Origin of the sequence: Actinokineospora sp. (assembly GCF_050699995.1) — a bacterium.
In the GTDB taxonomy this organism is placed as follows: domain Bacteria; phylum Actinomycetota; class Actinomycetes; order Mycobacteriales; family Pseudonocardiaceae; genus Actinokineospora.
In genome coordinates this window covers 1-7991 of sequence record NZ_JBOHGC010000591.1, presented here as the reverse complement: position 1 = coordinate 7991, position 7991 = coordinate 1, and the positions used below count along the sequence as shown (strand labels likewise).

The 7991-nt window shown below is 70.0% G+C and carries 7 protein-coding genes and 1 pseudogene; 3 read left to right on the top strand and 5 right to left on the bottom strand.

Translation table 11 applies throughout. From position 1 onward, the window contains the following. Both ACRDSQ_RS28760 and ACRDSQ_RS28755 read right to left on the bottom strand, forming a co-directional pair. A partial coding sequence (locus ACRDSQ_RS28760; protein ID WP_431425353.1) for a gamma-glutamyl-gamma-aminobutyrate hydrolase family protein occupies positions 1 to 630 on the bottom strand: 630 nt, incomplete at its 3' end. After that, complete coding sequence (locus ACRDSQ_RS28755) at positions 627 to 1991, bottom strand: glutamine synthetase family protein (RefSeq protein WP_431425351.1); 1365 nt, start codon at positions 1989 to 1991, stop codon at positions 627 to 629. The genes ACRDSQ_RS28760 and ACRDSQ_RS28755, both read right to left, overlap by 4 nt. A gap of 191 nt (positions 1992 to 2182) precedes the next feature. Between ACRDSQ_RS28755 and eat the strand changes: the two are divergent. After that, a pseudogene (gene eat, locus ACRDSQ_RS28750) lies at positions 2183 to 3640 on the top strand (ethanolamine permease). Positions 3641 to 3675: 35 nt separating this feature from the next. Here the strand turns inward: eat and ACRDSQ_RS28745 are convergent. After that, on the bottom strand, positions 3676 to 4230 hold the full coding sequence (locus ACRDSQ_RS28745; RefSeq protein ID WP_431425349.1) for a hypothetical protein: 555 nt from the start codon (positions 4228 to 4230) through the stop codon (positions 3676 to 3678). A gap of 291 nt (positions 4231 to 4521) precedes the next feature. On the opposite strand from ACRDSQ_RS28745, the gene ACRDSQ_RS28740 reads away from it, so the two are divergent. Together ACRDSQ_RS28740 and ACRDSQ_RS28735 are read left to right on the top strand one after the other, a co-directional pair. Next, entirely contained in the window at positions 4522 to 5229 is a 708-nt protein-coding gene (locus ACRDSQ_RS28740; RefSeq protein WP_431425347.1) for a carbonic anhydrase family protein, read from the top strand. A 146-nt stretch (positions 5230 to 5375) separates the two neighbouring features. After that, positions 5376 to 6089 (top strand): hypothetical protein, encoded by a 714-nt coding sequence (locus ACRDSQ_RS28735; protein WP_431425345.1) that lies wholly within the window; start codon positions 5376 to 5378, stop codon positions 6087 to 6089. Here ACRDSQ_RS28735 and ACRDSQ_RS28730 read toward each other — a convergent pair. Then, a complete protein-coding gene (locus tag ACRDSQ_RS28730; RefSeq protein ID WP_431425343.1) occupies positions 6031 to 6945 on the bottom strand; it encodes a cupin domain-containing protein in 915 nt (304 codons plus the stop codon). The genes ACRDSQ_RS28735 and ACRDSQ_RS28730 overlap by 59 nt on opposite strands. Positions 6946 to 7268: 323 nt before the next feature. After that, a complete protein-coding gene (locus ACRDSQ_RS28725; protein ID WP_431425341.1) occupies positions 7269 to 7892 on the bottom strand; it encodes a hypothetical protein in 624 nt (207 codons plus the stop codon). Positions 7893 to 7991: the final 99 nt, after the last annotated feature.

Genomic DNA, 7991 nt, shown 5'->3' with positions numbered 1-7991 from the left:
CTGCACGCCGAGCACGAAGTCGTGCTCGAAGTTCTCGATCGCCTCGACCGTGTGGTCGCCGGCCCACGCCGCGGGCTCGAGCCCGCCGCCGAGCTCGTGCACCGCCTGGTGGTGGTGGCAGTGCACGGTGAGGTGGTTGCCGACGATGCGGCCGAGCCGGCTGGCCGGCGTGATCCGCACCAGCGTGGAGCCGAACACACCCTGCGATGGCTGGTGCCCGTTGCCGCCGACCACGTCGGGCAGGTGCTGGTGCAGGGTGCCGCCGCACGCCACGTTGAGCAGCTGCATGCCACGGCAGATCGCCAGCACCGGCTTCGCCTCGTCCAGCGCCGCGCGCAGCACGGCCAGCTCCCACGCGTCGCGCTCGGGCCGGATCATCGTGAGCGGCGCGGCCGGCTGGCCGTAGTGCCCTGGGTCGACGTCCGCGCCACCGGAGAGCACGAGGCCGTCGACGGCGCTCACGGCGTCGGCCGCGCACGCCGACAGCACCGGCAGCAGCACCGGCAGACCGCCGCCGGCGCTCACGGCGTCGACATAGGTCTGGGGGAGCAGCGCGGCGGGCTCGTGCCAGGTGCCCCAGCGCGCCGTCTCCAGATAGGTGGTGACGCCGATGATCGGCCGTCCGCTCATAGCCGCTCGAACCCCCGGTAGCGCTCCCAGTCGGTGACCGCCGCGTCGAACGCCTCGGTCTCGATCCTTGCCGCGTTCAGGTAGTGCTCGACGACCTCGTCGCCGAACGCCGCGCGCGCCACCGTGCTCTTGGCGAACAGCTCGGCCGCATCGCGCAGCGTCGCAGGCACCCGCGGCCGCCCGGACGCGTACGCGTTGCCGTCGAACGCCGGCTCCAGCGGCAACGCGTGCTCGATGCCGTGCAGCCCAGCGGCCACCATCGCCGCGATCGCCAGGTACGGGTTGACGTCGCCGCCGGGCACCCGGTTCTCGACGCGCAGCGACTCGCCGTGCCCGACGACGCGCAGCGCGCAGGTGCGGTTGTCCACGCCCCAGGCGAGCGCAGTGGGCGCGAAACTGCCCGGCACGTAACGCTTGTAGGAGTTGATGTTGGGCGCGTAGAAGTAGGTGAACTCGCGCAGACAGGCCAGCTGGCCCGCGAGGAAGTGCTCCATCAGCGGGGAGAACCCGGCTGCGGACTCCCCCGCCAGCACCGCGTCGCCGTCGGTGGCGCGCAGGCTCAGGTGGATGTGGCAGGAGTTGCCTTCGCGCTGGTCGTACTTGGCCATGAAGGTCAGGCTCTTGCCCTCCTGGGCCGCGATCTCCTTCGCGCCGGTCTTGTAGATCGTGTGGTTGTCGCAAGTGGACAGCGCGTCGGTGTAGCGGAACGCGATCTCGTGCTGGCCGGGGGCGCATTCGCCCTTGGCCGACTCGACGTACATCCCGGCGCCGGTCATCGCGTTGCGGATCTTGCGCAGCAGCGGCTCGACCCGGCCGGTCCCGATCATCGAGTAGTCGACGTTGTACTGGTTCGCGGGCGTCAGATCGCGGTAGCCGCGCCGCCAGGCCTGTTCGTAGGTGTCCTCGAAGAGCACGAACTCCAGCTCGGTGCCGACGTAGGCGCCCAGGCCGCGCTCGGCGAGCCGGTCGAGCTGGCGGCGCAGCACCTGCCGCGGCGAGGGTGCGACGTCGCCACCGCCAACCCACTCGACGTCGGCGAGGACCAGCGCGGTGCCCTCCTGCCAGGGGACCAGACGCAGCGTGTCCAGGTCGGGCCGCAGCACGCAGTCGCCGTATCCCCGTTCCCACGAGGAGATCTCGAAGCCGTCGACGGTGTTCATGTCGACGTCCACCGCCAGCAGGTAGTTGCAGGCCTCGGTGGCGTGCGGGACGACCTCGGCGAGGAAGTACTCCGCCCCGCAGCGCTTGCCCTGCAGCCTGCCCTGTATGTCGGTGACCGCCACCAGCACGGTGTCGACCGTGCCCGCGTCGACCAGCGCCCGCAGCTCCGCCACGGTGAGCATGCCTTTGCGTCGGCCCATCGCCGTCCACCTCCACCCGCTCGTTTAATGGAGCATTTGTAGCCCATTAAACCTGGGGTGTCCATCACTCGTTCGTACCAAAGCGCGGTCCAGTAGTAACACTTGACAAGCACGCGCGAGCGGCGGAACCTCTAGCACACTTTAAAGGACCGCCCACGGCCCATTAGCCCATCTCGGGAGGCACCGTGTCCGTGCAACGAAACCGCGAGCACGTCGAATACAGCGAAGTCGACGCGGACTATCTGCGGCAGCGCCAGCTCAAACGGGGCGCCGCGGGGTGGTTGCTGCTGGCCGGGCTCGGGGTCTCGTATGTCATCTCCGGCGACTTCGCGGGCTGGAACTTCGGCCTCGCCAAGGGCGGCTGGGGTGGATTGCTCATCGCGACCGTGCTGATGGCGGTCATGTACGGCTGCATGGTGTTCGGGCTCGCGGAGATGTCCTCCGCGCTGCCCGTGGCGGGCGCGGGCTACGGCTTCGCGCGGCGCGCGCTCGGCCCGCTCGGCGGGTTCGCCACCGGGGTGGCCATCCTGATCGAGTACTCGATAGCCCCGGCGGCCATCGCGGTGTTCATCGGCGGCTACGTCGAGGCGTTGGGGTTGTTCGGGTTGACCAACAGCTGGCCGGTCTACCTGGCCTGCTACCTGATCTTCATCGGCATCCACCTGCGCGGGGTCGGCGAGGCGCTGCGGGTGATGTTCGCGATCACCGCGGTCGCGGTCGTGGCACTGGTGGCCTTCGTGGTCGGCATGGTGCCGAAGTTCGACGCGGGCAACCTGCTTGACATCCCCGCGACGGACGCGTTCGGCGCCAGCGCTTTCCTGCCGTTCGGCGTCACCGGTGTGCTCGCCGCACTCGTGTACGGCATCTGGTTCTTCCTTGCGGTGGAAGGGGTTCCGCTCGCCGCCGAGGAGGCACGCGACCCCAAGCGGGACATGCCGCGCGGCATCATCGCCGCGATGGGTGCGCTGACCGTGTTCGCCGCGCTGATCCTGCTGGTCGCCCCCGGCGGCTCCGGCTCGGCCGCGATCGCCAACTCGAACAACCCGCTGGTGGACTCGGTGAAACTGGCCTACGGCGGGCAGAACGCGCTGAGCCAGATCATCAACTACGTCGGCCTCGCGGGCCTGGTCGCCAGCTTCTTCTCCATCATCTACGCGTACTCACGTCAGCTGTTCGCCTTGTCCCGCGCGGGTTACGTGCCGCGCTGGCTGTCGAAGACCGGCTCGCGAAAGACCCCGGTCCTCGCCCTGATCGTCCCCGGCACCATCGGTTTCGTACTGGCCACGGTACTGGCGGCGAGGGACGCGGCGGCGGCGGGCGCGCTGCTCATCAACATCGCGGTGTTCGGCGCCACGGTGTCGTATGTCCTGTTGAACCTGTCGCACATCGTGCTGCGCAAGCGGGAACCGGACCTGGAACGCCCGTACCGCACTCCCGGCGGCGCCATCACCACCGGTGTGGCCTTGGTGCTCGCGGTGGCGGCGGTGGTCGCCACGTTCCTGGTCGACCTCGTCGCCGCCGCGATCACCGGCGGGATCTTCCTGGCCGCACTCGCCTACTTCTAGTTCTACAGCCGCCATCGCCTCGTGGCGAACGCCCCGGAAGAGGAATTCGCCGCCATCAAACGCGCCGAGGCTGAACTGAGCTAGACCACTGAGCTGGACCACAGCGCCGGGCAGGCTCTTCAGCACGCTGGGGGGAGCCAGCCCGGCTCGGTCATGATCTGGTCCGGGGCCACCGTCATCTCGTTGGGGTCCTGCGGTGTCCCCACTCCGAAGCTGAACCCGACCAGCGCACCGCCGCAGGTGCGCACCTGGCTCGGTCCGCCGTCGGTCATCGCGCCCCGCCAGGCCAGTGGGTCGACGCCGACCCGCCACACCTTCCAGTACGGCCTGCCGTCGGCGTGCCCGGCGCACGGGTCTGCCCCGGTGGTGGGCAGGCCGTCGATGCGGCAGACATAGTGCGGGTCCTGGTACGCGCCGACCTGGTGGCCGGCGTGTACCGGGAATCCCGCGCGTTCGAGGGCGGTCCGCGCGTCGCCGTGATGGCCGTGGGCGCACCGAACGACGACGCCGGGGCGGCCTGCCCCGGTGAGATCGACCGCGACGGTGACTCCGTCGTTCCCGCCGCACGGTCCCGGCGTCCACGCCGGGACTGCCGTCGCCGCGGGGGTTATCGAGGCGACCGCCGACACGGCGAGGGCGAGGGCGAGGGCGGCGAGGTGACTCCGTGTGGACACGGTCCGAAGGTAGGGGTATCGCTCCCGTGGTGCAGGCCCAGCGGCGTGATCGACCGGAAAGTAGTCCAAATCACCCGATGTAGCGCCGCGAATTCAGCCTGTTTGCCTGATTCTGCCGCCAATGCCCGTTTCCGGGAACTTGCGAATGGGTTAACACAGGTCAAAGATCGGGCTCATTCTCTAGTGCGTCATCCACCTGGGTGATCACTCCGGACGGGCGTGTCGACGCTCGTCCGGGACCCCGAAAGGTTCTGAGCCGTGGCACGTCGTGGCCTCATCATCGTTCCTCTCGTGCTTGCCGCAGCACTGGTCACCGCCACCGGCGGGGCCGCGCACTCGCGGGAGCCAACCCAAAGCCCGATCGACGTCACCTTCGACGCGATCCGATTCGATCCCGCCCAGCCGAAGCTGTCGGTCTCCTACGGGCGCACCGATGTGGAGCTGGAGTACGTCCGCAAGGACCTGTCCAGCCCGACCGGATGCGCGACCCGCCACGCCGAGGAGACCGAGGAGGCCGCGGTCGAGCCGGGCTCCGGGCACGTGACGCTGGCAGGCGTGCGGTACGACCTGGTCCAGTTCCACTTCCACACGCCCGCGGAGCACCGGGTCGGCGGTCGGGCGGACCCGCTGGAGATGCACCTGGTCCACCGCGCCGCCGACGGCGGGCTGCTGGTGATCGGCGTGCCGCTGCGCGCGGGCGCTCGGTCCACTGTGGACACCGTGCTGGACCGGCTGGCCCCGGAGTGCGGCGAACCGGTCGCCGTGCCCGACATCGATCTGGACACCCTGCTGCCCGCCAACCGCCTCATGGTGACCTACAACGGTTCCCTCACGACCGCGCCGTTCACCGAGGGCGTGCGGTGGCTCCTGACCCCGGGTATGACCGTGTCGCGGGCGACGATCACGCGCTTTCAGGGGATGTTCGCCGGGGGCAACGCCCGGGCGGTCCAGCCGCTCAACGGCAGGACACTGGTCGTGACCCCGCGAATCGGCGATTGACCAAGCCGTTTCGCCGACGCGGTCCGCGTTCGGCCGATAGGGTCGGCTCCGCGTCGATGCCGCCCTGTCGGTCGCTGGGGATGACACGCGTGTGGCCCGGGAAGCCGGGGAAATCTCCGCGTCCGATCACCTGATTGGAGTTGTTCGTGGGTTTTCCCCGATCCGCGTTGTCCCTGGCCGTGCTCGCCTCGACGGTGCTCGCGGCGGGCTGCCAGAGCGGCGGTGACACCGGGACAGCCGCCCCGGGGGCCCCGTCGGAGCGGTCCGCGGAGCAGACCGCAGGGAAGCCCGCTGAGCCGACCGCGGACATCGAGGTCGTCGACACGGGTGCGGCGACCGCCCGGATGTTCGCCGTCGTGCGCAACAACGAGTCCCGCGTGGTCGTGGCCAGGGTCAAGTTCCACCCGGTCGACGCGGCGGGTGCCCCCGTGAAGGCGATGGGCGAATCCACGACCGTGGTGCTGCCCCCGTCGAGCACGATGCCGGTCGCCATGGACGTCGGCAAGAAGCTGCCCACGAAGGTCACCGTCGACCTCGAACCGGTCGACGCCAAGGTCAAGCCCGCCGGGGACGGCGACTTCACCGGCAAGTCGGCCACGCTCAGCGGCGACGGCACCATGACAGACTGGCGGGTGAAGACCTCGTTCACGAATGGCTACGCCGAGGCCGTCGACAAAAACATCGCCACGTTGATCTGCCGAGACGCGGCGAACAAGGTCGTCGTCGCGGTGACCTGGGGCTTTTCCGCGGCGCCTGGTGAAACGGTCACCGAGGACCACGATTTCCCGTCCTTCGAGGAAATCAAGGGGACGCCCACGAAATGCGAGGTGTTCCCCCGGCTCGCCGCCGACTTCGGGTGACCCACCCGCGCGTCACGTGGTTTCGGTCGCCCGCCACACGCTGGGGGCGTGGCCGTGCCTGCGTTTGAACGCGCGGCTGAACGCCTCCTCCGACTCGTAGCCGACGCGCCGGGCGATCGCCACCACCCCGAGGTCGGACCCGGCGAGCAGGTCCTTCGGCGACGTGCATCCGCCAGCCGGTGAGGTACCGGATCGGGGCGACGCCGAGGACCTCGCGGAAGCGCTCGTCGAGCACGGTGGCCGACACCCTGGCGATCCGGGCCAGGTCGGCGACCGTCCACTTGAGCTGGGGCGACTCGTGGATCGCGGCCAGCGTCGGCGCGAGCACCGGGTCGCGTAGGGCCGCCATCCAGCCGGTCGGCGCAGCGGGCGCGCCCGCCAGGTGCAGTTTGAGCACCTCGCGCAGCAACACCTCGGGCAACTCCGGCGGTGACGCTATGCGGTGCGTCGTGACCGGGGAGGTCTGGTCGGCGGCGTACTCGATGCTCGCCCGCACCCAGTCCCGCGCCCGCCCGTCCGGCGGGCGGACCACGAACACCGAGGGAAACGCACGCAGCCGCGGGTCGAAGAGCGGGTCGTCGCAGGCGAGGTAGCCGCATACCAGGTCGGTGCGCTCACCGCCGCGCCCGTGCCGGATCACCGGCATGCTCGCCCACGGCGGCGGGTCGATCAGCGTGAGCACCGAGACCGGCTCGGCCTCGCTGGCCCCGCCCATCCGGTGCGCGTCGCCGTAGGGCAGCACGATCACGTCGCCCGCCTCGGCCCAGTGCCGCTCCTGGCCGGTCCCGATCCAGCACCGCCCGCGGGCGACGACGTGGAACAGGATGACCGCCCAGCTCGCCTCGGCCTTCGGCACCTCGTCAGTAGTCCTGTTCGGGCCGGTCGCCGACGACGCGAGCCCGCACCGCACGCATCACGGCACGGGCCCGCGGTAAAGATCGGACCTGACGAGCGTCCGGGCGGTCAGGCCGGGGTCATTCCAGGCCGCGCACGATCGTGGGCTCGAAGTCCTCTTCCTCGCGCGGGCTGGGGATATCGGGGGCCTCGGCCTCCCCGGAACGGCCGATTCATGCGAGGTTTATCCCCGGTCGCGCCGGGAAGGCTCCGACGCATCCCGTGGTTGTCCGAGCGGCGGTTCGTCCTGCTGTGGGACGAGGAGCACGGCTGCACACGTCGCGGTCAGCCGAGTTCAGTGCGGCGCCGCCGGAGTTCGTCGACGGTGGCGTCAACCGTGTCGCGGTGCTGCTCAAGTCGCGCGATGACCTTGTCGATCTCGGCGCGCGCCTGCTCGACGTCGTCGGGCCCGATCTCCATGCGGTCAGGGTGGAGCCGGATGCGCTCGCCGACCACCAGCGGCCGGTCCACGCGGGGCACCCCCGCGATCCTGTTGTTGATGAAGTCGTTCAGCTCGGCCAGGCTGTCATTGAGCCGCTCCGTCCACGACAGCCGCCGGAGGGCCTCCTTCCCCGGGTCACGGTCGTTCCAGGACGCGCCCGCCATGGTCCGGGTCAGCGCCTCGTCGGTGGCGCGGAAGTTCAGGATCAAGCCGGTGATGGCGTGCCGAACCGACTCCACGTCCGGCGGATCCGCCTCCGGTCGCCGCGCGGCGGGCCAGGACCGCTGCCCTCCGCGCCGTTTGTAGTGTTGCTGCATAGCCTGTTTGGAGCGTTCGCCGTAGACCGAACCCAACTGCTCCCACGTCCAACCGCTGTCCATGACCGACTCGATCAGCACCCGCTCGGCGTGGTCGACGGCCTCATGGGCCCAGGGCATCATCCGCAACGCGCTCAAGGATTCATCCACCATGTCAACGTATTCGTTGACGGGATCGCACGTCAACCGATGCGTTGACGATGCACCGGGGTCGGCGGTGGACGCCGACCCCGGAGACCGCTTACGGGC